At 67.4% G+C, this 25,671-nt stretch carries 24 protein-coding genes; 16 read left to right on the forward strand and 8 right to left on the reverse strand.

All coding sequences use genetic code 11. The features are described from left to right. Positions 1-3: 3 nt before the first annotated feature. From LGN19_RS11080 to LGN19_RS11095, 4 genes are all read right to left on the reverse strand, one after another. Complete coding sequence (locus LGN19_RS11080; protein WP_122945586.1) at positions 4-1,155, reverse strand: DegT/DnrJ/EryC1/StrS family aminotransferase; 1,152 nt, start codon at positions 1,153-1,155, stop codon at positions 4-6. Between the two features lie 129 nt (positions 1,156-1,284). Continuing rightward, the gene (locus tag LGN19_RS11085) at positions 1,285-1,656 is read right to left on the reverse strand and encodes an EamA family transporter (protein ID WP_011352303.1); all 372 of its coding nucleotides are present in this window, start codon (positions 1,654-1,656) and stop codon (positions 1,285-1,287) included. 13 nt (positions 1,657-1,669) lie between these two features. Further along, positions 1,670-3,346: a glycosyltransferase family 39 protein gene (locus tag LGN19_RS11090; protein WP_226214609.1), complete on the reverse strand. Its 1,677-nt coding sequence runs from the start codon at positions 3,344-3,346 to the stop codon at positions 1,670-1,672. A gap of 124 nt (positions 3,347-3,470) precedes the next feature. Further along, positions 3,471-3,845, reverse strand: coding sequence for an Mth938-like domain-containing protein (locus tag LGN19_RS11095; RefSeq protein WP_226214610.1), 375 nt, complete (start codon positions 3,843-3,845; stop codon positions 3,471-3,473). Between the two features lie 315 nt (positions 3,846-4,160). On the opposite strand from LGN19_RS11095, the gene LGN19_RS11100 reads away from it, so the two are divergent. The 6 genes from LGN19_RS11100 to LGN19_RS11125 all read left to right on the forward strand — a co-directional run bounded on the left by LGN19_RS11100 (position 4,161) and on the right by LGN19_RS11125 (position 10,496). Further along, on the forward strand, positions 4,161-5,399 hold the full coding sequence (locus LGN19_RS11100) for a pyridoxal phosphate-dependent aminotransferase (protein ID WP_226214612.1): 1,239 nt from the start codon (positions 4,161-4,163) through the stop codon (positions 5,397-5,399). 52 nt (positions 5,400-5,451) lie between these two features. Next, complete coding sequence (locus tag LGN19_RS11105) at positions 5,452-6,780, forward strand: homoserine dehydrogenase (RefSeq protein WP_226214613.1); 1,329 nt, start codon at positions 5,452-5,454, stop codon at positions 6,778-6,780. Between the two features lie 12 nt (positions 6,781-6,792). Then, positions 6,793-8,241 carry a threonine synthase gene (thrC, locus tag LGN19_RS11110; RefSeq protein ID WP_226214615.1) on the forward strand — a complete coding sequence of 483 codons (1,449 nt, stop codon included), beginning with the start codon at positions 6,793-6,795 and terminating at the stop codon, positions 8,239-8,241. Positions 8,242-8,484: 243 nt separating this feature from the next. Beyond that, positions 8,485-9,732 (forward strand): gephyrin-like molybdotransferase Glp, encoded by a 1,248-nt coding sequence (glp, locus tag LGN19_RS11115; RefSeq protein ID WP_226214617.1) that lies wholly within the window; start codon positions 8,485-8,487, stop codon positions 9,730-9,732. A gap of 19 nt (positions 9,733-9,751) precedes the next feature. Then, positions 9,752-10,009 carry a molybdopterin converting factor subunit 1 gene (gene moaD, locus LGN19_RS11120; RefSeq protein ID WP_011352296.1) on the forward strand — a complete coding sequence of 86 codons (258 nt, stop codon included), beginning with the start codon at positions 9,752-9,754 and terminating at the stop codon, positions 10,007-10,009. A gap of 10 nt (positions 10,010-10,019) precedes the next feature. Next, complete coding sequence (locus LGN19_RS11125) at positions 10,020-10,496, forward strand: molybdenum cofactor biosynthesis protein MoaE (protein ID WP_226214619.1); 477 nt, start codon at positions 10,020-10,022, stop codon at positions 10,494-10,496. Positions 10,497-10,562: 66 nt separating this feature from the next. On the opposite strand, the gene LGN19_RS11130 is transcribed toward LGN19_RS11125, so the two are convergent. Continuing rightward, positions 10,563-11,123, reverse strand: a complete 561-nt coding sequence (locus tag LGN19_RS11130) for a group III truncated hemoglobin (protein WP_226214621.1) — start codon at positions 11,121-11,123, stop codon at positions 10,563-10,565. A gap of 251 nt (positions 11,124-11,374) precedes the next feature. On the opposite strand from LGN19_RS11130, the gene LGN19_RS11135 reads away from it, so the two are divergent. Beyond that, entirely contained in the window at positions 11,375-11,884 is a 510-nt protein-coding gene (locus LGN19_RS11135; RefSeq protein WP_226214622.1) for an Rrf2 family transcriptional regulator, read from the forward strand. A 157-nt stretch (positions 11,885-12,041) separates the two neighbouring features. Then, complete coding sequence (gene clpB / locus LGN19_RS11140; RefSeq protein WP_226214624.1) at positions 12,042-14,639, forward strand: ATP-dependent chaperone ClpB; 2,598 nt, start codon at positions 12,042-12,044, stop codon at positions 14,637-14,639. 103 nt (positions 14,640-14,742) lie between these two features. On the opposite strand, the gene LGN19_RS11145 is transcribed toward clpB, so the two are convergent. Both LGN19_RS11145 and LGN19_RS11150 read right to left on the reverse strand, forming a co-directional pair. Next, a complete protein-coding gene (locus LGN19_RS11145) occupies positions 14,743-15,180 on the reverse strand; it encodes a YidB family protein (protein WP_043188214.1) in 438 nt (145 codons plus the stop codon). An 88-nt stretch (positions 15,181-15,268) separates the two neighbouring features. Further along, the gene (locus tag LGN19_RS11150; protein ID WP_226214626.1) at positions 15,269-15,886 is read right to left on the reverse strand and encodes a ComEA family DNA-binding protein; all 618 of its coding nucleotides are present in this window, start codon (positions 15,884-15,886) and stop codon (positions 15,269-15,271) included. 286 nt (positions 15,887-16,172) lie between these two features. Here LGN19_RS11150 and LGN19_RS11155 point away from each other — a divergent pair, with 286 nt between their 5' ends. Both LGN19_RS11155 and LGN19_RS11160 read left to right on the forward strand, forming a co-directional pair. Beyond that, positions 16,173-16,634, forward strand: coding sequence for a MerR family transcriptional regulator (locus LGN19_RS11155; RefSeq protein WP_175221886.1), 462 nt, complete (start codon positions 16,173-16,175; stop codon positions 16,632-16,634). After that, complete coding sequence (locus LGN19_RS11160) at positions 16,618-17,091, forward strand: carboxymuconolactone decarboxylase family protein (RefSeq protein ID WP_226214628.1); 474 nt, start codon at positions 16,618-16,620, stop codon at positions 17,089-17,091. The genes LGN19_RS11155 and LGN19_RS11160 overlap by 17 nt, the downstream gene beginning before the upstream one ends. Positions 17,092-17,110: 19 nt before the next feature. On the opposite strand, the gene LGN19_RS11165 is transcribed toward LGN19_RS11160, so the two are convergent. Continuing rightward, entirely contained in the window at positions 17,111-19,027 is a 1,917-nt protein-coding gene (locus LGN19_RS11165; protein ID WP_122945572.1) for a sigma-54-dependent Fis family transcriptional regulator, read from the reverse strand. A gap of 536 nt (positions 19,028-19,563) precedes the next feature. Between LGN19_RS11165 and LGN19_RS11170 the strand changes: the two genes are divergently transcribed. The 6 genes from LGN19_RS11170 to lipA all read left to right on the forward strand — a co-directional run bounded on the left by LGN19_RS11170 (position 19,564) and on the right by lipA (position 25,666). Beyond that, entirely contained in the window at positions 19,564-20,622 is a 1,059-nt protein-coding gene (locus LGN19_RS11170; RefSeq protein WP_226214630.1) for an ATP-NAD kinase family protein, read from the forward strand. A 59-nt stretch (positions 20,623-20,681) separates the two neighbouring features. After that, on the forward strand, positions 20,682-21,458 hold the full coding sequence (locus LGN19_RS11175; protein WP_122945570.1) for an SDR family NAD(P)-dependent oxidoreductase: 777 nt from the start codon (positions 20,682-20,684) through the stop codon (positions 21,456-21,458). Between the two features lie 77 nt (positions 21,459-21,535). After that, positions 21,536-22,519, forward strand: a complete 984-nt coding sequence (locus LGN19_RS11180; RefSeq protein ID WP_175221883.1) for a thiamine pyrophosphate-dependent dehydrogenase E1 component subunit alpha — start codon at positions 21,536-21,538, stop codon at positions 22,517-22,519. 54 nt (positions 22,520-22,573) lie between these two features. Next, complete coding sequence (locus LGN19_RS11185) at positions 22,574-23,578, forward strand: alpha-ketoacid dehydrogenase subunit beta (RefSeq protein WP_048021073.1); 1,005 nt, start codon at positions 22,574-22,576, stop codon at positions 23,576-23,578. 4 nt (positions 23,579-23,582) lie between these two features. Then, positions 23,583-24,698 carry an acetoin dehydrogenase dihydrolipoyllysine-residue acetyltransferase subunit gene (locus LGN19_RS11190; RefSeq protein WP_226214632.1) on the forward strand — a complete coding sequence of 372 codons (1,116 nt, stop codon included), beginning with the start codon at positions 23,583-23,585 and terminating at the stop codon, positions 24,696-24,698. Between the two features lie 2 nt (positions 24,699-24,700). After that, positions 24,701-25,666, forward strand: a complete 966-nt coding sequence (gene lipA / locus LGN19_RS11195) for a lipoyl synthase (RefSeq protein WP_226214634.1) — start codon at positions 24,701-24,703, stop codon at positions 25,664-25,666. Positions 25,667-25,671 lie beyond the last annotated feature (5 nt).

Consider the following 25,671-nt stretch of genomic DNA (forward strand, 5'->3'; position numbering starts at 1 on the left):
CGCTTATTTTCCGTATTGTTCGCAAATCTGGTTGATGGCGTCGACCACGCGACGCACGTCGCCTTCCGTCATCTGCGTGAAGAGCGGCAGCGTGACGGTCGACGCGCCGTACCGTTCGGCGTGGGGGAACATGCCCTCCTTGAAGCCGCGCGCACGGTACAGCGTGAAAAGATGGATCGCCGGGTAGTGGATGCCGGTGCCGATGCCGCGTTCCTTCAGCTGCGCCATGAATTCGGCGCGCGTGATCGTCAGCCGCTCGAGCGGCAGCGTGATCAGGAACATGTGCCAGTTGCCGTTCTCGAATTCGGCGATCGGCAGGCCGACGCCGAGCTTCACGGCTGCACTGCCGTCGAACGCGGCGAAATACGCGCGCGCGAGTGCACGGCGCTGCGCGGTGAAGCGCTCGAGGTGCGGCAGCTGGCCGAGGCCGACGCGCGCGGCGACGTCGGTCAGGTTGTACTTGCCGCCGAGCACGTCGCAGTCCATCCCGTCGAAGCCGGTGCGCGTGATGCCCTGCAGCCGGTACTTCTGCGCGAGCGTCGCTTCTTCCTCGTTGTTCAGCACGAGTGCGCCGCCTTCGATCGTCGTCAGGTTCTTGTTCGCGTGGAAGCTGAACGACACGATGTCGCCGATCGCGCCGATGCGCTTGCCGTTCCACGTCGAGCCGAACGCCTGCGCGGCGTCTTCGATCACGCGCAGCTTGTGTGCGCGCGCGATCGCGTACAGGCGGTCCATGTCGACCGGCAGGCCGGACAGGAACACGGGGATGATCGCCTTCGTGCGCGGCGTGATCGCCTGCTCGAGCTTGTCGAGGTCGATGTTGCGCGTGACGGGATCGATGTCGGCGAACACGGGCGTCGCGCCCGTTTCGATGATCACGTTGCTGGTCGAGACCCACGACGCCGGCGTCGTGATCACCTCGTCGCCGGCACCGACGCCGGCGATGCGCAGGCCGATCTCGAGCGTGCAGGTGCCCGAGTTGAACGCGCGGACCGGACGGCCGCCGCAGTACTCGGACAGCGCCGCTTCGAATTTCTGGCTCTGCGGGCCGGTCGTGATCCAGCCCGAGCGCAGCACTTCGACGACGCCCTGGATGGTTTCCTCATCGATCTCGGGGCGGGTGAACGGCAGAAACGGAGCGGTAGTCTGGCTCATGTACGCTTTGGCCTGTAATGGCGTGTAATAAAAGGGCCGGGCGATCCCGACCGAAACCGGCATTAAACACCGGTTGGCGGAATCACACCGTGATTTTTTGTAGGCGGATGCTTAACGCGGCGGGCCTGCTCAGCTTCGCGCGAGCACCAGCACGCCGATCAGGATGATGCCGATGCCGACGAGCCGCTGCACCGACAGCACTTCGCCGAACAGGTACCAGGCCGCGAACGCGTTGACGACGTAGCCGAGCGACAGCATCGGGTACGCGATCGATACGTCGACCCGCGACAGCCCGACGATCCAGACCACGACGCTCAGCACGTAGCAGCCGAGGCCGCCGATGATCGGTAATTGGGTCGCGATCTTCAGGCCGACCGGGATGATGTTCGCACGGCTGAATTCGAAGTGTCCAACGGCGTTGACGCCGGCTTTCAGCAGAAGTTGCGCACAGGCGTTGAGCATCACGCCGGTGATGATGCAGACGAACGAAACGGGATTCATGCGGCAGGCGTCCTTACGATTGCGGTTTCTCGACGATCACGCGGCGGTTGTCGCGCGCAATCACGCGCATCGGCACGCCTTGCTTGACCAGGGTGTCGTACTGGCCGGGCGGCATGATCGCGAGCGCATGGGTTTCCTGTTTCCAGCGCGTGATCCACTCGTCGACGGTCGGAACCCATTTGTTCGGCTCCATCGAGATCCCGAACGCGAGCTCGTCCTGGCGCTGGACCATGATCGTCGTGTGGCCCATATAGAACGGGAACGTGTGATCGAGCATCTCGACCGAGTAGAACGGCGTGTCGGCCGGCAGCTTCGCGAGTTCGGCGCGTACCGCGGGCGCGAGCAGCGCGCCCGAGCTGTAGCGGCCGAACTCGTCGTGGCCGGTTCCGCCGATCGTGCCGAACGCGAGCCAGGCGGCGCCGAACGCGGCGAGCGCGGCGGCCACGCTCGCACGGCGGTTCAGCCACGCGGCCGCGAGCGTCAGTGCGGCCGCGATCGCGAGGCCCGCGTACAGCCACACCTGGAACGCGCGGTACAGCGCGTTCGGTGTGCGGGCATCGCCCTGGTACGCGAGGGCGATGATTCCGAGCGCCGCGACGACGAAGAACACGAGATAGCCGAGCAGGTGGCGGCGGAACCGGTCGGCGCTCATCAGCGGCAGGTACGCGCCGATGATCAGCGCGAGCGCCGGCGCGACCGGCAGCACGTACGAGAGCAGCTTCGAATGCGACGCGCTGAAGAACAGGAAGATGAATGCGCTCCAGATCAGCATCACGAGCATCGGCGAGAAGCCGTTCGGCTGGCGCGGCATCCGCAGCGCATGGCGGATGCTCTGCCACGCGACCGACAGCCACGGCAGGAAGCCGACCAGCAGCACGGGCACGAAGTAATAGAGCGGGCCCGGGCGGTTCTGTTCCGGGGTCAGGTACCGGCGGAACTGCTGGACGATGAAGAAGAAGTTGAAGAACTCGGGGTTGCGCTGCTGGACGAGCACGAACCACGGCGTGACGATCGCGAAGAAGATCACGAGGCCGCTCACCAGGTACAGGCGCTTCCACAGCGCCCAGTCGCGCGCGATCAGCGTATAGAGCACCAGCACGGCGCCGGGCAGGATCAGGCCGACGAGGCCCTTCGACAGCACCGCGAACGCCATCGCGGCCCAGCATGCCCACATCCAGCCACGTGCAGCGGCCGGGCGCAGCCCGGGCCGCTGCGCGAGTAGCAGCGAGCACAGCGACAGCGACATCCAGAACGCGAGCCCCATGTCGAGCGCGTTGAAGTGGCCCATCAGGTTCCAGTACGGCGACGACGCGAGCACGACGGCGGCGAGGAAGCCCGACAGCGGGTTGAACAGGCGCGCGCCGGTGAAGCCGACCAGCAGGATGCCGGCGAAGCTCGCGACGGCCGTGTAGAGGCGCGCCTGCCATTCGCCAATGCCGAACCACGCGAACGTGAGCGCATTCAGCCAGGTTTGCAGCGGCGGCTTCTCGAAATACTTGTAGCCGTTGTAGCGCGGCGTGATCCAGTCGCCGGTGACGAACATCTCGCGCGCCATTTCCGCGTAGCGGCCTTCGTCGCTCGGGATCAGGTGGCGCAGCCCGAGCGGCGCGAACCAGACGATCGCGAGCGCGATGACGAGGAGGACGAGCGTGATGCGATTGAGCGGTAGCCTCGACGGCGTATCGTTCATGGATTTTCAGCCTGTTGGTTGTTGTGACGGGCCGCCGGCGGGTTGCGCCGGGGGCGGGCGGCCTGGCCGGGCCGATCCGGGGGATCGACCCGCTGCGCCGGCCCGAGTTTTACCGCATCGGGGATTAACGTTCAATTAAGAGCGCGGCGGCGACTTTGCGGCCCTCGGCCATCAGGATGTTGTAGGTGCGGCAGGCGGCCTGGAAATCCATCGTCTCGACGCCGATCCGCTTCGCGGTGAGCGCCGCGACGAGCCGCGGGTGCGGGAAGCGCAGCCGCGCGCCGCTGCCGAAGATCACGAGTTCGGGCGTCGGGTCGAGCAGCATCGCGAAATGCTCGGGCGCGAGCGCCTCGAACGACGACACGGGCCATACCTGGACCGGCGCGCCGGGCAGTACGATGACGCTCGTTTCATGGCGTTCGAGATTGACGTCGACATAATCGGGGCCGTAGCCGGTGACGGTGTTGAGCGCGCCGCTCGCGTCCTGGTGCAGTTTCAAATCGGTATTCCGCAGTTCCGTAGGGGAATGTGTCGCAGGGCCACTCGGGCCCGGATGGCCGGTTTCGCTTGCCTGAGCACGCGGGACGCCTGACTGCGCGGGCCCGGCGCGGCTATGGTGCATTGCGAAAGTCGGTCAAAATCCGCTAAATTATAACTTTTTGGTCGCCCCCGGGCGCCACTTGCGTCGCGCGTCGCCACAAGCCGCGCCCGACCGCCCGCTTTTTCCCAGTCTAGACAGCGCGCACAGACCGGCCGCTTTCCAGTTTTGATCCCGTCCCCCCGGCCGCAAGGCCAACCCAGGAACCGTGTCGTCGTGAAACCGATTCAGAAGTCGAACAAGCTGCTCAACGTCTGCTACGACATCCGTGGCCCGGTGCTCGAGCACGCGAAGCGCCTCGAGGAAGAAGGCCACCGCATCATCAAGCTGAACATCGGCAACCTCGCCCCGTTCGGTTTCGACGCGCCGGACGAGATCATCCAGGACATGATCCGCAATTTGCCGACGTCGTCCGGCTATTCGGATTCGAAGGGCGTGTTCTCGGCGCGCAAGGCCGTGATGCACTACACGCAGGAAAAGGGCGTCGTGGGCGTCGGCCTCGACGACATCTACATCGGCAACGGCGCGTCCGAGCTGATCGTGATGGCGACCCAGGCGCTCCTGAACGACGGCGACGAAGTGCTGCTGCCCGCGCCCGACTACCCGCTGTGGACGGCGGCGGTCAGCCTGTCGGGCGGCACGCCGGTGCATTACATCTGCGACGAGCAGAACGCGTGGATGCCCGATCTCGACGACATCCGCCGCAAGATCACGCCGAACACGAAGGCGATCGTCGTGATCAACCCGAACAACCCGACGGGCGCGCTTTATTCAGACGAATTGCTGCTCGAACTGCTCGCGATCGCGCGCGAGTACGGGCTGATCGTGTTCGCCGACGAGGTGTACGACAAGATCGTCTACGACGGCCTCGAGCACACGGCGCTGGGTTCGCTGTCGGAGGACGTGATCACCGTCACGTTCAACAGCCTGTCGAAGAGCTATCGCTCGTGCGGCTACCGCGCGGGCTGGATGGCCGTGTCGGGCCTCGGCGGCGACAACCGCCGGCGCGCGAAGGATTACCTCGAGGGGCTCGGCATCCTGTCGTCGATGCGCCTGTGCGCGAACGTGCCCGGGCAGTTCGCGATCCAGACGGCGCTCGGCGGCTACCAGAGCATCAACGAGCTGATCGTGCCGAGCGGGCGCCTGTACAAGCAGCGCGAGCTCGCGTACGACATGCTCACGTCGATCCCGGGCGTGACCTGCGTGAAGCCGCAGGCCGCGCTGTACATGTTCCCGCGCCTCGACCCGAAGCTTTATCCGATCCAGAACGACCAGCAGTTCATTCTCGACCTGCTGCTCGAGGAGCGCGTCTTGCTCGTACAGGGCACGGGCTTCAACTGGACGACGCCGGACCACTTCCGCGTGGTCTTCCTGCCGAACCTCGACGACCTGACCGATTCGATCAACCGGATCGCACGCTTCCTCGACGGCTACCGCAAGCGCCATTCGGCCTGAGCGGCACGGCCACACGGACTCACTACTTCTTACTCATTCGATCACACGCAGCATGGAACCGATCAAAGTTGGCCTGTTGGGCTTCGGCACGGTGGGCAGCGGCACCTTCACGGTGCTGGGCCGCAACCAGGAAGAAATCAAGCGACGCGCGGGGCGCGGCATCGAGGTGACGCGCATTGCGGTGCGCAACCCGGCCAAGGCGCTGGCTGCGCTCGGCGGCGACGCCGGCGCCGCGCAGATCACCGACGATTTCAACGCAGTCGTCGATGATCCGTCGATCTCGATCATCGCCGAGATGATCGGCGGCACGGGTGTCGCGCGCGAGCTCGTGCTGCGCGCGATCGCGAACGGCAAGCACGTCGTGACCGCCAACAAGGCGCTGCTCGCGGTGCACGGCACCGAGATCTTCGAGGCCGCGCGCGCGAAGGGCGTGATGGTCGCGTTCGAGGCGGCCGTCGCCGGCGGCATCCCGATCATCAAGGCGCTGCGCGAAGGCCTGACCGCGAACCGCATCCAGTACATCGCGGGCATCATCAACGGCACGACCAACTACATCCTGTCGGAAATGCGCGATCGCGGGCTCGACTTCGCGACCGCGCTGAAGGCCGCGCAGGAGCTCGGCTACGCGGAAGCCGATCCGACCTTCGACATCGAAGGCGTCGACGCCGCGCACAAGGCGACGATCATGAGCGCGATCGCATTCGGCGTACCGGTGCAGTTCGACCGTGCGTACGTCGAGGGCATCAGCAAGCTCGACGCGACCGACATCCGCTATGCGGAAGAGCTCGGCTACCGGATCAAGCTGCTCGGCATCACGCGCCGCGCCGAACACGGCATCGAGCTGCGCGTGCACCCGACGCTGATCCCGGAGAAGCGCCTGCTCGCGAACGTCGAAGGCGCAATGAACGCGGTCGTCGTGCACGGCGACGCGGTCGGCACGACGCTGTACTACGGCAAGGGCGCGGGCGCGGAGCCCACCGCATCGGCCGTGGTCGCGGATCTCGTCGACGTCACGCGCCTGCATACGGCAGACCCCGAGCATCGCGTGCCGCATCTCGCGTTCCAGCCCGACAGCCTGTCGAACACGCCGATCCTGCCGATCGAGGAAGTGACGAGCGGCTACTACCTGCGCCTGCGCGTTGCCGATCAAACCGGCGTGCTGGCCGACATCACGCGCATCCTCGCCGCATCGGGCATCTCGATCGACGCGCTGCTGCAGAAGGAATCGGAGCAGGTCGACGACGCGAACGGCGAAACCGACATCATCCTGATCACGCACGTCACGGTCGAGAAGAACGTGAATGCGGCCATCGCGCAGATCGAGAGCCTCGCGACGGTGGTATCGAAGGTGACGAAGCTGCGCATGGAAGCGCTGAACTGAGCTGAGGACGACATGAACTACATCTCCACGCGCGGCGCCGGCATCGGCGAGCGCCACACGTTCTCCGACATCCTGCTCGGCGGTCTCGCGAAGGACGGCGGGCTCTACCTGCCGACCGAGTATCCGCAGGTGTCCGACGAGCTCGCACGCTGGCGCACGCTGTCGTACGCGGATCTCGCGTTCGAGATCCTGTCGAAGTTCTGCGACGACGTGCCGGCCGACGACCTGCGCGCGATCACGCGCCGCACGTACACGGCCGACGTGTACAGCAACACGCGCCATGGCGAGAATGCAGCCGACATCACGCCGCTGAAGACGCTCGGCACCGAGAACGGCGCGCCGATCTCGCTGCTCGAACTGTCGAACGGCCCGACGCTCGCGTTCAAGGACATGGCGATGCAGCTGCTCGGCAACCTGTTCGAGTACACGCTCGCGAAGCACGGGCAGACGCTGAACATTCTCGGCGCGACGTCCGGCGACACCGGCAGCGCGGCCGAATACGCGATGCGCGGCAAGGCCGGCGTGCGCGTGTTCATGCTGTCGCCGCACAAGAAGATGAGCGCGTTCCAGACGGCCCAGATGTTCAGCCTGCAGGATCCGAACATCTTCAACCTCGCGGTCGAAGGCGTGTTCGACGATTGCCAGGACATCGTGAAGGCGGTCTCGAACGATCACGCGTTCAAGGCGCAGCAGAAGATCGGCACGGTCAACTCGATCAACTGGGCGCGCGTCGTCGCGCAGGTCGTGTACTACTTCAAGGGGTATTTCGCGGCCACCCGATCCAACGACGAGCGCGTGTCGTTCACGGTGCCGTCGGGCAACTTCGGCAACGTCTGCGCAGGCCACATCGCGCGGATGATGGGGCTGCCGATCGCGAAGCTGGTGGTCGCGACCAACGAGAACGACGTGCTCGACGAGTTCTTCCGCACCGGCGCATACCGCGTGCGCAGCGCCGAGAACACCTATCACACGAGCAGCCCGAGCATGGACATCTCGAAGGCATCGAACTTCGAGCGCTTCGTGTTCGACCTGCTTGGCCGCGATCCGGCACGCGTGATGCAGCTGTTCCGCGACGTCGAGGAGAAGGGCGGCTTCGATCTTGCGGCGAGCGGCGATTTCGCGCGCGTCGCCGAGTTCGGCTTCGTGTCGGGTCGCAGCAGCCACATCGACCGCATCGCGACGATCCGCGACGTGTTCTCGCGCTACGACACGATGATCGATACGCACACGGCCGACGGCGTGAAGGTCGCGCGCGAGCATCTCGACGCAGGCGTGCCGATGGTCGTGCTCGAGACGGCGCAGCCGATCAAGTTCGGCGAGACGATTCGCGAAGCACTCGATCGCGAAGCCGAGCGTCCGGCCGCATTCGACGGGCTCGAGGCGCTGCCGCAGCGCTTCGAGGTCGTGAACGCCGATGCACAGCAGGTGAAGGACTTCATCGCGGCCCATACGGGCGCATGACGCACGGCCGGGCCGCGGGCCCGGCTGCGCAGGACGGCCGGAATGCCGATTCGTCGAACGGATCGGGGTTCCGGCCGTTTCGTTTGGTCACTGCCGCGCGGTTGTCGTCGTACCGCGCGCGAAACAAGTGCCAGACCCGCGCGTTTGCGCGAATCACAGTTTCCGCATGTCCGCCATATCGCGCGCCTGCGCGATGGCGTCGCTACAATGACGTATTGCATCCCACGATCCCCGATTCCATCGATGTCGAACCCGAATCCCGCGGCGCCGCGCGCGCCGATGCTGTCGACCGCCGAGGCACTCGCCGCGCTGCTCGAGGCCGCGAAGCCGTTGCCCGGCACCGAAACCGTCGCCACGCTCGACGCGCTCGGCCGCGTGCTGGCGGTCGATGTGAGCTCGCCGCTCGACGTGCCGCCGATGCATACGAGTGCGATGGACGGCTATGCGGTGCGCGTCGCCGACCTGCTGCATGGCGAGCGGCGTTTGCCGGTGTCGCAGCGTATTCCGGCCGGCCATCCTGCCGCGCCGCTCGCAGCGGGCACGGCCGCACGGATCTTCACCGGCGCGACGGTGCCGCCCGGCGCCGACGCCGTCGTGATGCAGGAGCAGGCGTCGGCCGACGGCGACGCGGTCGAGATCCTGCACACGCCGAAGGCCGGGGAATGGATCACCGCGCAGGGCGCGGATATCCGGCAGGGCTCGACGATCCTGCCGGCCGGCACGCGGCTTACGCCACAGGCGCTCGGCCTGGCCGCGTCGGTCGGCTGTGCGCAATTGCCGGTCGCGCGGCGGATTCGCGTCGCGGTGTTCTTCACCGGCGACGAGCTGACGATGCCCGGCGAGCCGCTGAAGCCCGGCGCGATCTACAACTCGAACCGCTTCACGCTGCGCGGGCTGCTGGAGCGGCTCGGCTGCCACGTGACCGACTACGGGATCGTGCCCGATTCGCTCGCCGCGACGCGCGATACGCTGCGCGAGGCGGCCCGCGATCACGACGTGATCCTGACGAGCGGCGGCGTGTCGGTCGGCGACGAGGATCACGTGAAGCCGGCCGTCGAGGCCGAAGGGCGGCTCGCGCTGTGGCAGATCGCGATGAAGCCCGGCAAGCCGCTTGCGTACGGCGCGGTACGCCGCGGCGACGAACGCCCCGATGCGCACTTCATCGGGCTGCCCGGCAACCCGGTGTCGAGCTTCGTCACGTTCCTGCTGTTCGTGCGGCCGTTCCTGCTGCGCCTGTCCGGCGTGCGCGACGTTACGCCGCGCGCGCTGTCGCTGCGTGCCGACTTTTCGCAAAACAAGGGCGACCGGCGCAACGAATTCCTGCGTGCACGCGTGAACGCGGCGGGCGGCCTCGACCTGTTCCCGAACCAGAGCTCGGCGGTGCTGACGTCGACGGTGTGGGGCGACGGCCTGATCGACAATCCGCCGCAGCACGCGATCAGCGCCGGCGAGACCGTGCGTTTCATTCCGTTTTCCGAACTGCTGTCGTAACCCGGCGGCTTCCCGAACCATGAAGATTCAACTGAAATTTTTTGCAAGCGTGCGCGAGGCACTGGGCGTTGCCGACGAACAGGCCGACGTGCCGGACAGCGTCACGACCGTCGGCGACGTGCGTGCGTGGCTGCGCGTGCGTGGCGGGGCGTGGGCGGAGACGCTCGCGGAAGGGCGCGCACTGCGCATGGCGTGCAATCACGAGATGACCGATCCCGACACGCGGCTGACCGAAGGCTGCGAAGTCGCGTTCTTTCCGCCGGTCACGGGCGGTTGAGGCACCGGCGATGGCAACGGTACGAATCCAGACCGACGACTTCGATTTGAACGCCGAGGTCGCGGCATTACGTGCGCGCAACCCGAAGATCGGCGCGGTCGCGTGCTTCGTCGGCACGGTGCGCGACCTGAGCGAAGGCGATTCGGTGGCCGCGATGGAGCTCGAGCACTATCCGGGAATGACCGAAAAGGCGCTCGAGAAGATCGCCGCCGAGGCCGGCCGGCGCTGGCCGGGCATCGACGTCGCGATCGTGCATCGTGTCGGCAGGCTGTTGCCGCTCGACCAGATCGTGATGGTCGCAACGGTTGCGTCGCACCGCGGCGATGCGTTCGCGTCGTGCGAGTTCGTGATGGACTACCTGAAGACCGAAGCGCCGTTCTGGAAAAAGGAAACGACGCCGGATGGCGAGCGCTGGGTCGACGCGCGCAGCACCGACGATGCCGCGCTCGCGCGCTGGGGCATCGAATCGGGCAACACGCGGCGCTGAGCGGGGCGCCTGCGTGGTGCGGCAAGATGCCGCATACGCGCAAGCGTCGCGCGAGGCGGCGACCCGTTACGCGTCCGGATCGGTGCTGCGCCCGATGATCTTCGTCGGAAACGGCTCGCCGCGGGCACGCGACGGCAACGCGTGCGGATCGTCGCCCGCGTCGCGACGGCGCGGCGAGATCGCGTCGAGCAGCGCCTGCTGTTCGGGCGGAATCTGATAATCCCAGCCGAACCGGCTCAACTGCAGGCTCTGCGCGATCCGCAGCGCAGGCTCCATGAAGCGGATCGCCGCAGGCGGCGCGTAGCGCGTCTCGACGGTCTTCAGGAACAGCGACAGCCAGCGGCTGAAATGGGCCGGCTCGATCCCGTCGAGCGGCTGGTGCGCCTGCTGCACGTTGCCCCGATAGCCCTTGGTGCCGAGCACGAGGCTCGACCAGAACGTGACCATCTTCGGCAGGTGGTCGTCCCAGCGGCCGGCCAGCTTCGCGTCGAACACGGGCCCGAGTAGCGGATCGGCGCGTACGCGGTCGTAGAACGCGTAGACGAGATCGCGGATGTTCTGTTCGGTCGGCTCGGTGTCGCGAGGGCGGGCCGGTGCGGTATCGGGCGAGGCGGGCAGGACGGTCATGGCAAAAGGGCCGGGAGAGAGGGGCAACGACGGGGTGGCGGCGCGGGCATCGTGGAGGACGCCGGCCGGATTTTGACGCAAAATAGCGTCCAACACCCCCTGAAAAACGTGTAGATGTCATGAATCTTATTGCGCGCGCGTCATCCCGGCAACCCGGGGCCGCGGAACGGGGCCACCAATCGACCCCGTGCGCATCCCGATCGGCCCGGCTCACGTAATCGGGGCACGATCGATCTTTTCCGTATTCGCCCATGAGACTCACCGACTACACCGACTATTCGCTGCGCGTGATGCTGTACCTTGCCGTGCGCGGCGACGGACTCGCGACGATCCAGGAGATCTCGGATGCCTACGGCATCTCCAAGAACCATCTGATGAAAGTCGTGCAGCAGCTCGGCGAGCAGGGATGGGTCGACACCGTTCGCGGCCGCAATGGCGGGCTGCGGCTGTTCCCGGAATCGCTGCAACTGACCGTCGGTCAGGTCGTGCGCGCGACCGAGAGCGATTTCGCGCTGGTCGGCTGCTTCGCGGCCGAGGGCGAGTCGCGCGGCTGCGTGATCGAGCCGCAGTGCCGCCTGAAGGGTGTGCTGGCGGCCGCGCGCGATGCGTTCTTCGCCGAACTCGACAGTCACACCCTCGGCGAGCTGGTCGAACCCGCTGCACCGCTCGTGGCATTGCTCGGCATCCGTCCGGCCGTGCGCGTGCGTGCCGTGCCGGCAGAAGCGGCTGAACCCGTCGAGCCGCCGTCGACGGCGGGCTGACTCGCGCTCGCCGCTCGCCGCGATCCGGCGGCGGCCCGTCCCAGGGCCGCTTCAGGGATATCCATCGATTTTTGCGCTGAATCAACCCGAATTTCGCTTGAAAGCCGCATAACCATCCTTATCTTGGTGTTAATCGAAAATTGGAGGTCTCGACCAAATGAGAATCGACAAGCTCACCACCAAGTTCCAGGAAGCACTCGCGGACGCGCAAAGCCTCGCGGCAGGCCGCGACAATCAATACATCGAACCCGTTCACGTTCTCGCGGCGCTGGTCGCGCAGCAGGACGGTTCCGCCCGCTCGCTGATGTCGCGCGCGGGTGTTCACATTCAGGCGCTGCAAGGCGCGCTGAACGAGGCCATTTCGCGCCTGCCGCAAGTGACGGGCACGGGCGGCGACATCCAGATCGGCCGTGAACTGGCCGGGCTGCTGAACCAGGCCGACAAGGAAGCGCAGAAGCTCAACGACACGTTCATCGCGAGCGAGATGTTCCTGCTCGCCGTGTCCGACGACAAGGGCGACGCCGGCAAGCTCGCGCGCCAGCACGGCCTGACGCGCAAGGCGCTGGAAGCCGCGATCGCCGCGGTGCGCGGCGGCTCGCAGGTGCACAGCCAGGACGCGGAAAGCCAGCGCGAGGCGCTGAAGAAATACACGGTCGACCTGACCGAGCGCGCCCGTGCCGGCAAGCTCGATCCGGTGATCGGCCGCGACGACGAAATCCGCCGTTCGATCCAGATCCTGCAGCGCCGCACCAAGAACAACCCGGTGCTGATCGGCGAGCCGGGCGTCGGCAAGACGGCGATCGTCGAAGGGCTCGCGCAGCGGATCGTCAACGGCGAAGTGCCCGAGACGCTGAAGGGCAAGCGCGTGCTGTCGCTCGACATGGCCGCGCTGCTCGCAGGCGCGAAGTATCGCGGTGAATTCGAGGAGCGCCTGAAGGCGGTGCTCAACGACATCGCGAAGGACGAAGGCCAGACGATCGTCTTCATCGACGAAATCCACACGATGGTCGGCGCGGGCAAGGCCGAGGGAGCGATGGATGCGGGCAACATGCTGAAGCCGGCGCTGTCGCGCGGCGAGCTGCACTGCATCGGCGCGACCACGCTCGACGAATACCGCAAGTACATCGAGAAGGACGCCGCGCTCGAACGCCGCTTCCAGAAGGTGCTCGTCGACGAGCCGAGCGTCGAGGCGACGATCGCGATCCTGCGCGGGCTGCAGGAGAAGTACGAACTGCACCACGGCGTCGACATCACCGACCCGGCGATCGTCGCCGCGGCCGAGCTGTCGCACCGCTACATCACGGATCGCTTCCTGCCCGACAAGGCCATCGACCTGATCGACGAAGCTGCTTCGAAGATCAAGATGGAAATCGATTCGAAGCCCGAAGAGATGGACAAGCTTGACCGTCGTCTGATCCAGCTGAAGATCGAGCGCGAAGCCGTGAAGAAGGAGCAGGACGAAGCGTCGCAGAAGCGCCTGCAGCTGATCGAGGAAGAGATCGACCGCCTCGGCCGCGAATATGCGGACCTCGAGGAGATCTGGATCGCCGAGAAGGCCGCGGTGCAGGGCAGCGCGCAGCTGAAGGAAGAGATCGAGAAGGTGCGTGCGGACATCGCGCGGCTGCAGCGTGACGGCAAGCTGGAGAAAGTTGCCGAACTGCAGTACGGCAAGCTGCCGCAGCTCGAGGCGCAACTGAAGCAGGTCACGCAGGCCGAAGAGCAGGAGCAGCACAATCCGACGCGTCCGCGCCTGCTGCGCACGCAGGTCGGCGCCGAGGAAATCGCGGAAGTCGTGTCGCGTTCGACCGGGATTCCGGTGTCGCGAATGATGCAGGGCGAGCGCGAGAAACTGCTGCACATCGAGGAAAAGCTGCATGAGCGTGTGGTCGGCCAGCACGAGGCGATTGGCGCGGTGGCCGACGCGATCCGTCGTTCGCGCGCGGGTCTCGCCGATCCGAACCGTCCGTACGGCTCGTTCCTGTTCCTCGGCCCGACGGGTGTCGGCAAGACCGAGCTGTGCAAGGCGCTGGCGTCGTTCCTGTTCGATTCGGAAGAGCACCTGATCCGCATCGACATGAGCGAGTTCATGGAGAAGCACAGCGTCGCGCGGCTGATCGGCGCGCCGCCGGGCTATGTCGGCTACGAGGAAGGCGGCTACCTGACGGAAGCCGTGCGCCGCAAGCCGTACAGCGTGATCCTGCTCGACGAGATCGAGAAGGCGCATCCGGACGTGTTCAACGTGCTGCTGCAGGTGCTCGACGATGGCCGCATGACGGACGGGCAGGGGCGCACGGTCGACTTCAAGAACACGGTGATCGTGATGACGTCGAACCTCGGTTCGCAGGTGATCCAGGCGATGACGGGTGCACCGCAGGAAGAGATCAAGGACGCGGTGTGGCTCGAGGTGAAGCAGCATTTCCGCCCCGAGTTCCTGAACCGGATCGATGACGTCGTCGTGTTCCATGCGCTCGACCGCAGCAACATCGAGTCGATCGCGAAGATCCAGCTCGCACGCCTGCACGACCGGCTCGCGAAGCTCGACATGGCGCTCGACGTGTCGGAAGCGGCGCTCGAACAGATCGGCAAGGTCGGCTACGATCCGCTGTTCGGTGCACGGCCGCTGAAGCGCGCGATCCAGCAGGAGATCGAGAACCCGGTCGCGAAGCTCATCCTCGCGGGCCGCTTCGGTCCGAAGGACGTGATTCCGGTCGATATCCACGACGGCAAGTTCGTGTTCGACCGCGTCGTGCACTGATCGCCTGCCATCGGCTGCCGCCCGGTTCGCGCCGGGCGCGCAAAAACAAACACCCCGCCTCGGCGGGGTGTTTGCTTATGGCGCGTCGTAACGACGCAGCGCGTCAGCCCTGCTTGTTGCCGCCGAACATGCCGGCGATCTGCGACAGCGAGCCGAGCACGTTCGACGGGTCGACCTGCGCCTGGCCGTCGGCCGGCACCGCGCCGTCCGGCGTCGCGTGGTTGACGACGTGCGGCAGCACCTGCGCGAGCACGGTCGAGGCCATCGACGGATCGACGCCGAACTTGCTCGCGAGCGCACCGATCGCGTCCGAGCCGAGCACGTTCTGCAGCGCGTCCGGCGAGATCGGCTGGTTCTGGCCGTTGCCGACCCACGAGCCGATGATGTCGCCGGCGCCGCCGGCCTTGAATTTCTCGATCAGGCCGTTCAGGCCGCCCGGCTGGTTGTTGATGAATTCGAGCGCGGTCGTGATCAGTGCGCTTTGCGAGTTGCCGCCGGCCTGGCCGCCGATCAGACCGCCAACGATGTCGAGGAGACCCATGGTTCTTCACCTTTACCGATAAGGGCGCCACGAAGTGGGCGCCCGTTGAACGAATGCCGCGCGCACGCCGTCGCGCGCGCGGCGCACATCAGGCGCCCGACGCCGCGGCGGCGGAGGCTGCCTTGTCCTTCTTGCTTTTCTTCTTGGAACCCTTCGTCGCTTTCGTCGACGATGCTGCGGCCGGTGCGCTTGCACCCGCATCGGCGGATGCCGCCGCGGCTGCGGCCGCTTTTTCCTTCTTCGTCATGCGCTTGGCCTTGGCCGGCTTCGCCGCCGCATCCGGCGTGCTTGCCGCCGGTGCCGGTGCGGTGGCCGTCGTGCCGGCCGTCGCGGTCGCGGTCGTGGACGTCGACGCCGTGCCTGCCGACGTCGTGGCCGACGGGGTAGCCGAGGTCGTCGCGGCCGGCTTCGACAGCTTCACGCCCTTCGGCGGCGTCGACGAGCCGCCGACCGTCAGGCCGTTTTCTTCGAGATGCCCGACCGACTTCGTGCCGAGGCCCTTGACGCGGTTCGCGAGATCATCCGCGTCCTTGAACGGGCCGTTCTTGGTGCGTTCGTCGATGATTGCCTTCGACTTCACGGGCCCGAGACCCTTCACGGATTCGAGCGTCGCCTGGTCAGCCGTGTTGACTTCGACGGCCGCGGCGAGGCCTGCGGCGAGCGACAGCGATAGCGCGACGAACAGCATCAGCAGCTTCTTCAGCATGGCAAAGGCTCCCTGGTTCTGACGGATGAATGGCTGTTGCAACGGACGGCCGGGCGAGGCCTGGCCGGGCATCGCCGTTAAGCATAGGACAAATGCGTGCCCTTTTTAAGACAGGCTGACCGAATCTTGCTGAAGGCTTGCGACGCTGTAAAGACCGAAACCCGTGCCGCGCGGCGATTTTGACCATTCTTTACGGTGTCGCCGCGGTGCCGGCGATGATCGTCGTGCTGGCTGTTCGACAGGGCTTGACTTAGAGTGAACTCTAACTCCTAACCTTGTTCCTGCCATGTCGAAAACCGTATCCCAACCGTCCTCCGCCGGCCCGCTGACGATCGGCCAGGTCGCCGAAATGACCGGCTTGTCGACGCATACGCTGCGGTACTACGAGCAGGCCGGCCTGCTGCGCGCGATTTCGCGCACGGCGGCCGGGCACCGGCTCTATGCACCGGCCGACCTTGACTGGCTGGCCTTCGTGATGCGCCTGAAGGCGACCGGCATGCCGATCGCGCAGATGCAGGCATTCGCGGCGCTGCGCGCGCAAGGCGAGCCGACCTTCGGGGCGCGGCGCAGCCTGCTGGTCGAGCATCGCGACGCGGTGCGTGCGCATATCGCGGAGCTGCAGGCGAGCCTCGACGTGATCAGCGACAAGATCGCGTACTACGAGGCACAGGAACGGGATGCGGCGCGACGGGCGAAACCTTCTCACTCTCCCTCGGAACAGGACGGACACCATGGAACGACTCGTTGACGACCGCTACACGCGCGGCTGGAACAAACTGAAGGAAATCGACGGCGAAGTGGGCGAGCGCGTGATCGCGGCCCTCGCGCCGATCGCGCCGGACTTCGGGCGGCTCCTGGTCGAATTCGGTTTCGGCGACATCTACAGCCGGCCGCAGCTCGATCTGAAAGCGCGCGAGATCGCGACGATCGCGGCGCTGGCCGCGCTCGGCAACGCTCAGCCGCAACTCAAGGTGCATATCGAGGCCGCGCTGAACGTCGGCTGCACGCGCGACGAGATCGTCGAGGTGTTCATGCAGATGGCCGTCTACGCGGGGTTCCCGGCCGCGCTCAACGCGCTGTTCGCCGCGCACGAGGTGTTCGAGCGGCGCGACGAAGCGGCCGGCAAGGCCGTTGAGGCGGGCGGCAAGGCCGTTGAGGCGGGCGGCACCGCGAACGCGCGCGAAGCGGCAGTGCAGGACGCATGAGGGTCGACGCGCCGGCGCGTCACGCGCGGTGCGGCGCGACGATCCGGTGCTTTGCGATGCGCCGGTATAGCGTCGCGCGCGAGATGCCGAGTGCCTGCGCGGCCGCGTCGGGCCGCCAGCGGTGCGCGGTGAGCGCCGCGACGATGCGGCCGCGTTCGTCGTCGGGCAGCGTGCCGGGCGCCACGCCGCCGAGCTGCGCGGCGATATCGGCCGGCAGGTCATGCCGCGTCACGCGCGCGGCGTCGCATACCGCGCACGCATAGCGCAGCACGTTGCGCAACTGCCGCACGTTGCCGGGCCACGGGTACGCGGCGAGCTGTTCGGCGAGCGTCGCATCGAGCGTCAGCACGTGGCCGGTTGCCTGCGCTTCCTCGGCGAACACGGCGGCAATCACGTCGCGCACATCGGCGCGCTCGCGCAGCGGCGGCAGTTCGAACGTCGCGCCGCTCAGCCGGTAATACAGATCCTCGCGGAACGTGCCGTCGGCCACCATTCGCGCGAGATCGCGGTGCGTCGCGCAGATCACGTCGAGATCGACGCGTACGGGCGTATCGCTGCCGAGCGGCACGACTTCGCCATCGGCAAGTACGCGCAACAGGCGCGTCTGTAGCGCGAGCGGCATGTCGCCGATTTCGTCGAGGAACAGCGTGCCGCCGTCGGCGAGCGCGATCTTGCCGCGCGCGCCATGCTTGCGTGCGCCGGTGAACGCGCCGGCCGCATAGCCGAACAATTCGCTCTCGATCAGCGCTTCCGGTAGCGCTCCGCAGTTGACGGCGACGAACGGCCGCGCGCGCCGCGCACCGGCGTCGTGGATCGCGCGCGCGAACACTTCCTTCCCCGCACCGGTTTCGCCGAGCACGAGAATCGGCAGCCGCTTGCTCGCGACACGCAGCGCGAGTTCGGCCTGCTGCGCGATATGCGCGTCGCTGCTGTTCAGGAACGGCGTCAGCGCGCCGACATGGCGTTGCGCGGTGCCCGGGCGGCGCGAGGCCGTGCCGGGCTCGCGGCCGGCGCGCCGTAGCGGCGCGCGCAGCCGCGCATAGAGCGGCGCGCCGGTCGCGCGCAGCCGCAGCGCGACGATCGTATCGAGCCGCGCGGCATCGCGCAGCGGCATCTCGGTCGCATCGAAGATCTCGTCGATATGGCGCGGTTCGCACAGTGCCGGCAGCGCGTCGCGCGCCTGCCGGTTCGCGGCGACGATATTGCCGCATTCGTCGAACGCGATCAGCCACTCGGGTTGCGCTTCGACGTAGTGACGGTTCGGATGCCCGAACAGGATCCAGTGCTGCGCGGTGCTGTGCACGAAGTAGCCGTCCTCGATCAGCGCCGCGCTCTGTCGCACGAGCTGATAGACGAGACGCTGGCTGTCGCGGCCGTCGGGCGAATGCACGGCGGACGCGTCGAGCACGCCGATCAGTTCTCCGCACGGCGAGAAGATCGGCGCCGCGCTGCAGGTGAGCGTCGTGAACGCCGCGCGAAAGTGATCGGTCTTGTGCACGGTGATCGGCGCGAGATCGGTCAGCACGTTCGCGACACCACAGGTGCCTTCCTCGCTTTCCGACCAGCACGAGCCGATGTGCAGCCCCGCATGGCGGAAGTCGTTGCGGCGCTCACGGTCGATCCGGTAGTCGATCGTCACGCCGTGCGCGTCGGTCAGCATCACGCAGTAGTCGGCGACGCGAATCATGTCGTGCAGCCGTGTCAGGCACTGGCCCGACGCGCGCAGGAAGGCTTCCTCCTTGTCGCGCACTTCGCGCAGCTCGGCCGCGGTCAGCACGCGCGGGCCGATCGACGAAGCGGGGTCGAGACGGTAGCGCTCCAGCGACCGTTGCCACGACGACACGAGGCGCGTGGAATCGGCCGGCGCGGGCAGGCGTCCGGCGAGCGCGCCGAGCACACGGTCGGCGTGCTGGGCCTGGGGGACGGCGTAGGGCATGGTCGGCTCCGGTTCCGTACGGCGGGGAATGCGATGTTCTTGTAGCACATCCCGCTCGGCGGATCACATTGCATCGCAGCACGCGGCGGGCGTGAGACGTTCGTCTCACCGGTATCGCGGGCTGTCTCGTGTCGTTGAGACGCGTTCATCGGCGACCGGCGGCGATCGTCCGGCATGACGCGGCCTGCGCGGCGCCGCGATACCGCGGGGTTTGCGGGGGGAGCGGCACGCTTGCACCGGCGTCGCGATGGCCGTTTCGTCGCATCGACGAGGTGAGACGAACGGGCTGCATGGCCGCGCTCTCCGCGGTTCCGGCCGCGAATCGGGGGCATCGGCAGATCCGCCGCGTCAGCGTTCACAAGGGTTTCACGGTCATCGCACGCAAGATGGCACGCCGCTTGCAGATATCCCGGGCAAGTCGGCGCGGTCGCGTCGACGACGACGATCCGCCGCCCGGCGATGGCAGCGGACGAGACAGGCAGGGTCTTGGCGCAAGTCAATGTGCCGGGGCCGGCCAACTGGATGGAGACGAACCCGTGACGATGCCCGTTACCGTCGGCGTGATCGCGAACCCCGCATCGGGGCGCGACATCCGCCGCCTCACGACGCATGCCTCCGTGTTTCCCACGGCGGAGAAGGCGAACATGATCGTGCGCCTGCTGGCCGGCCTCGGCGCGATGGGCGTCGAGCGCGTGCTGACGCTGCGCGACCGCACGGGCATCGCGACGCTGCTGCTGCGCGCGATCGACACGCATCGTGCGGTCGCACCGCACGAGCGCTGGCCCGAGGTCGAATTCGTCGACCTGCCGATCACCGATTCCGTCGCCGATACGCAGGCCGGTGCCGCATACCTGCACCGGATGAAAGTCGCACTGATCGTCGTGCTCGGCGGCGACGGCACCCACCGCGCGGTTGCCGCGCACTGCGGCGCGACGCCGCTCGTCGCGCTGTCCACCGGCACCAACAACGCATTTCCCGAGCATCGCGAAGCCACCGTCGCCGGCGTGGCGGCAGGGCTCGCCGCGACCGGCGCCGTACCGGCCGAAGTCGCGTTCACGCGCAACAAGCGGCTCGTCGTGCGCTGCGTGGCGGGCGCGCAGCCGGGGCGCGAGGAGATTGCGCTCGTCGACGTGTGCGCCGCGCGACAGCGCTTCATCGGTGCCCGCGCGATCTCGGGGTCCGACGACATCGATTCGCTCTACCTGACGTTTGCGGAACCGGACGGAATCGGCCTGTCCGCGCTCGGCGGCGCGTGGGCGCCGCTCGAACGCAGCGCGCCGCACGGGCTCGCGATGCGCTTCGCGGCCGAAGGCAAGACGGCCGGCACGCCGCTCGTCGCATCGATTGCGCCGGGTCGCGTCGATCGCGTCGTGATGCGCAGTTGCGAGCGTCTCGAGCCGGGCGCGTGGCAGACGATCCCGTTCGAGCACGGCACGCTCGCGTTCGACGGCGAGCGCGAGATCGAGGTCGCGCGTGGCGATCGCTACGAGATCGCGCTCGACTGGCGCGGGCCGCTGACGGTCGACGTCGGGCGCACGCTGCGCTACGCGTCGTCACGCCAACTGCTGCGCGATGCCGGCGAGTGGCGCTATTGAGACGCCGTTCCACCCGGTGACATTTCGATATCCATAACGATCATCAAGGAGACATCGCCATGACAGCTTCACTCGAAGGACAGGTCGCCATCGTCACGGGCGGCGCGCGCGGCATCGGACGCGGCATTGCGCTGACGCTCGCCGGCGCGGGCGCCGACATCTTGCTCGCCGACCTGCTCGACGACGCACTCGACGCCACCGCGCGCGAGATACGCGCGCTCGGCCGCCGGGCGGCGGTTGCGAAGGTTGACGTCACGCAGGCCGCGCAGGTTGACGCGATGGTCGCGCAGGCGCTTGCCGAGCTCGGCCGGCTCGACATCCTCGTGAACTGCGCGGGCGTGATCAGCATTCATCCGGTCGGCGAACTGACCGAGCGCGACTGGGATTTCGTGATGGACGTGAACGCGAAGGGCACGTTCCTCGGTTGTCGCGCGGCGCTCGCGCCGCTGAAGGCGCAGGGCCGCGGCCGGATCATCAACGTCGCGTCGATCGCCGGCAAGGAAGGCTTTCCGAATCTCGCGCATTACAGCGCATCGAAATTCGCGGTCGTCGGCTTCACGAACGCGCTCGCGAAGGAGCTCGCGCGCGACGGCGTGACCGTCAACGCGATCTGCCCCGGCATCGTGCGTACCTACATGTGGGACCGGCTGTCCGACGAATGGAAGACCGACGGCGAATCGGTCGAGGAGTCGTGGCAGCGGCACCAGTTGACACTGATCCCGCAGGGCCGCGCGCAGACGCCGGAAGACATGGGCCGGCTCGCGTTGTTCTTCGCGACGATGGACAACGTAACCGGCCAGGCCGTGAACGTCGACGGCGGCTTCACGTTCCACTGACGGCCACAGGCCGAGCAATCCGTCGCCGCGGCCCGGCCGAGGCGGCATTCGCAGTCAGACCTACCCAGGAGACACACATGACAGCTTCGACACAGCTCAGCAGGGACAAGCTGCTGGACGCCTACCGGCTGATGCGCACGATCCGCGAATTCGAGGAACGCCTGCACGTCGAATTCGCGACCGGCGAGATCCCCGGTTTCGTTCACCTGTACGCGGGCGAGGAGGCGTCCGCGGTCGGCACGATGCTGCACCTCGGCCTCGCCGATTACGTCGCGACCACGCACCGCGGCCACGGCCATTGCATCGCGAAGGGCGTCGACGTGCACGGGATGATGGCCGAAATCTACGGCAAGAAGACGGGCGTCTGCCATGGCAAGGGCGGCTCGATGCACATCGCCGATCTGGCGATGGGGATGCTCGGCGCCAACGGGATCGTCGGCGCGGGCGGTCCGCTCGTCTGCGGCGCGGCGCTCGCGGCCAAGCACAGGAAGACGGGCGGCGTCGGCGTGTGCTTCTTCGGCGACGGCGCGTCGAACCAGGGCGTGATCTTCGAATCGATGAACCTTGCGTCGGTGTGGCGGCTGCCCGCGATCTTCGTCGCCGAAAACAACGGCTACGCGGAAGCGACGTCGTCGAGCTGGTCGGTCGCGACCGACAACATCGCCGATCGCGCGAACGGGTTCGGGATGCCGGGTGTGATCGTCGACGGCTTCGACTTCTTCGCGGTGCACGAAGCGCTCGGCGAGGCCGTCGAGCGCGCGCGCAACGGCGGCGGCCCGACGCTCGTCGAGGTGAAGTTCACGCGCTATTTCGGCCACTTCGAGGGCGATGCGCAAACCTATCGCGCACCCGGCGAGGTACAGAAGCTGCGCGACGAGAAGGACTGCCTGAAGCATTTCGAAACGCGCGTCGTGCGTGCCGAAGCGCTGACGACCGCCGACCTGCGCGCGGTCGATGCACAGGTGAAGGCACTGATCGACGACGCGGTCGCGCAGGCCAAGGCGGCGCCGGTACCCGACGCAGCCGACCTGCTGACCGACGTCTACGTGTCGTACCCGTGAGCGCGGCCTGACACTGAGGCCGGCACGGCGAACCGAACATTCCAGGAGACAGACATGGCAAGGAAGATCACTTATTCGCAGGCGATCAACGAGGCGCTCGCGCAGGAAATGGCGCGCGACGACAGCGTGATCGTGATGGGCGAAGACAATGCAGGCGGCGCGGGCGCGCCGGGTGAGGACGACGCGTGGGGCGGCGTGCTCGGCGTGACGAAGGGGTTGTTCCACAAATTTCCGGGCCGCGTGCTCGATACGCCGCTGTCCGAAGGCGGCTACATCGGCGCGGCGGTCGGCGCTGCCGCGTGCGGGATGCGGCCCGTCGCGGAGCTGATGTTCATCGATTTCATGGGCGTGTGCTTCGACCAGATCTTCAACCAGGCCGCCAAGTTCCGCTACATGTTCGGCGGCAAGGCCGTGACGCCGGTCGTGATCCGCGCGATGTACGGCGCCGGCTTGCGCGCGGCCGCGCAGCATTCGCAGATGCTCACGTCGCTGTTCACGCACATTCCGGGGCTGAAGGTCGTGTGCCCGTCGACGCCGTACGACGCGAAGGGGCTGCTGATCCAGGCGATCCGCGACAACGATCCGGTGATCTTCCTCGAACACAAGCTGCTCTATACCCGCGAAGGCGATGTGCCGGAGGAGTCCTATGCGATTCCGTTCGGTGAAGCGAACGTGATGCGCGACGGCGACGACGCGACGATCGTCACGTATGGCCGGATGGTGCACCTTGCGATGGACGCGGCCGCGAAGCTCGCGAAGGACGGCATCCAGGTCGACGTGATCGACCTGCGCACGACGTCGCCGCTCGACGAGGAAACGATCCTCGAAAGCGCGGAGCGCACCGGGCGCGTGGTGGTCGTCGACGAAGCGAACCCGCGCTGCTCGATCGCGACCGACATCGCCGCGCTCGTCGCGCAGCGCGCGTTCCATGCGCTGAAGGCGCCGATCGAGCTCGTGACCGCACCGCATACGCCCGCGCCGTTCGCGAGCGTGCTGGAAGACCTGTATATCCCGTCCGCCGATGCGATTGCGCAGGCGGTCCTGAAGACGAGGAGCTGACACGATGTCGATTCACATGATCACGATGCCCAAGTGGGGGCTGTCGATGGAGCAGGGGCAGGTCAACGGCTGGCTGAAGGCGATTGGCGAGCGCGTGACGAAGGGCGACGAAGTGCTCGACGTCGAGACCGACAAGATCTCGTCGGGCGTCGAATGCGCGTTCGACGGGACCCTGCGCCGGCAGGTCGCGCAGGAAGGCGAGACGCTGCCGGTCGGCGCGCTGCTCGGCGTCGTCGCGGCCGCCGAGGCGAGCGATGCGGATATCGATGCGGCAATCGCGGATTTCCAGCGCGATTTCGTGCCGAGCGCGGCCGCCGACGAAGCGGCGGGCCCGCAGACCGAAAAGGCGCAGATCGGCGGCCGGACGGTGCGCTTCCTGAAGCTCGGCGAAGGCAGCGGCACGCCCGCCGTGCTGATCCACGGCTTCGGCGGCGACCTGAACAACTGGCTGTTCAATCACGCGGATCTCGCCGCGCACCGGCCGGTGTGGGCGCTCGACCTGCCCGGTCACGGCGAATCGGGCAAGGCGGTCGAGACGGGCAGCCTCGATGAACTGGCCGACGCGGTGCTCGCGCTGCTCGATGCGAAGGGCATCGACCAAGCCCACCTGATCGGCCATTCGATGGGCGGCGCGGTCGCGATGGCGGTGGCCGAGCGCGCACCGCAACGTGTCGCGTCGTTGACGCTGATCGCGAGCGCGGGGCTCGGCACCGACATCAACCGTGCTTACATCGACGGCTTCGTCGCCGGCAACAGCCGCAACACGCTGAAGCCGCACCTCGGCGCGCTGTTCGCGGACAACGCGCTGGTCACGCGGCAACTCGTCGAGGATCTGGTCAAGTACAAGCGGCTCGAGGGCGTGCAGGCCGCGCTCGAAAAGATCGCGCATGCCGCGTTCGACGGCGCCGCCCAGCGGCGCGTGTTCCGCGACCGGCTCGCGACGCTTGCACCGCGCACGCTCGTGATCTGGGGCGAGCGCGACCAGGTGATCCCTGCGCAGCACGCGCAGGGCCTGCCGGACGGCGTGCGTGCCGAGGTGATCGCAGGCAGCGGGCACATGGTGCAGATGGAGGCGGCCGCTGACGTGAACCGCCTGATCGTTGCGTTTCTCGGAGACTGACGATGGCCGCCGCGCTCGAACGACCCAGCCTCACGGCGCTCGGCCAGCCGGGCTCGCGAAGCCGCGACAAGCTCGCGCGCATTCCGGTGCGCGTCGAGCCCGCGGCCGGCGCGGCGTTGCCGAAGCCGCCGTGGCTGCGCGCGCGGCCGATGATGAGCGCGGCGGTCGCCGACATGGCGGCCGTGCTGCGCGACCATCGGCTGCATTCCGTCTGCGAGGAGGCGATGTGCCCGAACATTGGCGAATGCTTCGCGCAGCGCACGGCGACCTTCATGATCATGGGCGGGTTGTGCACGCGGCGCTGCCCGTTCTGCGACGTCGCGCACGGCCGTCCCGAGCCGCTCGATCCCGACGAGCCGGCGCGGCTGGCCGATGCGGCCGCGGCACTCGGGCTGCGCTACGTCGTGATCACGTCGGTCGACCGCGACGACCTGCGCGACGGCGGCGCCGCGCATTTCGCCGCGTGTATCGCGGCGGTGCGCGCGAGCGTGCCGGGCATCGGCGTCGAAGTGCTGACGCCGGACTTTCGCGGCCGCGTCTCCCGCGCGCTGGAGGCGCTATCGACGGCGTGGCCCGACGTGTTCAACCACAACATCGAGACGGTGCCATCGCTGTATCGTGCGGCGCGGCCGGGCGCCGACTATCGTGGTTCGCTCGAACTGCTCGCGCAGGCGAAGCGGGCGCGGCCCGGGCTGGTGACGAAATCGGGGTTGATGCTCGGGCTGGGCGAGTGCGACGACGAAGTGCGCGACACGCTGCGCGACCTGCGGGCGCATGACGTCGACGTGCTGACGCTCGGCCAGTACCTCGCGCCGTCCGCGCACCATTTGCCGGTGCGACGCTACGTGAGCCCGGACGCATTCGCCGCATGGCGTGACGAGGCGCTATTGCTCGGTTTCAGGGAAGTCGTCGCCGGCCCGCTCGTGCGGTCGTCGTATCACGCGGCGGACGTGCTGGAGGAGACGTAACGGGC

Origin of the sequence: Burkholderia sp. AU30198, from assembly GCF_020419825.1 — a bacterium.
Lineage (GTDB): Bacteria > Pseudomonadota > Gammaproteobacteria > Burkholderiales > Burkholderiaceae > Burkholderia.